Origin of the sequence: Mycobacterium gordonae (assembly GCF_001417955.2) — a bacterium.
In the GTDB taxonomy this organism is placed as follows: domain Bacteria; phylum Actinomycetota; class Actinomycetes; order Mycobacteriales; family Mycobacteriaceae; genus Mycobacterium; species Mycobacterium gordonae_B.
In genome coordinates, this window is the sequence record NZ_LKTM01000259.1 from 1 (window position 1) to 650 (window position 650).

Sequence of the window (650 nt, forward strand, 5' to 3'; positions counted from 1 at the left end):
GCAGGGGTGGGGAAGGCGGGATCGCCGGTGATGGTGGTCGCGGCGCGGACGGGCTTCCGGCTGCCGGCGGTTCGATGTTCGGGATCGGAGCCGACGGCGGGCACGGAGGCGACAACGGTGCCGGCGGGAGCGGCGGCAAAGGCGGCAGCGGCTCCGTGCAGGGTTCGGACGGTATGGCCGGGGCGCGGCCGACCGTCGGTGGCAATGGCGGTGACGGCGGCCGGGGCGCGTCGGCCCGGAACACTTTCTTGTCGGGCGACGGATGGACAGGGTCGGCCGGCGGTGCCGGCGGCGATGGGGGGCTCTTCGGTAACGGTGGGAACGGCGGTGCAGGTGGTGACGGGGCTGCAGGCCGCGCGGGATCGGCTGCGAGCGCACCGGGTGCCGCCGGCGGCGACGGTGCTACCGGTGGCGCGGGCGGCGCGGGCGGCGCCGGCGGCAAAGGTGGCGCCTTGGCTGGTGCTGGTGGCAGCGGCGGGGCCGCCGGGCGGGGTGGTGCCGGCGGAGCCGGGGGCAACGGCCTTTCCGGCGCTGACGGTGTCACCGGAGGCGACATGAACGGCAGAGATGGCAGCAACGGCGGTGCCGGAGGTGCTGGTGGGGCTGGCGGTACTGGGGGATTGGGAGGTCAGGCGCAGGCGGCCGGTTAC

At 76.2% G+C, this 650-nt stretch carries 1 pseudogene; it reads left to right on the plus strand.

From position 1 onward, the window contains the following. A pseudogene (locus AO501_RS38230) lies at window positions 1-650 on the plus strand (hypothetical protein); the annotation flags it as partial.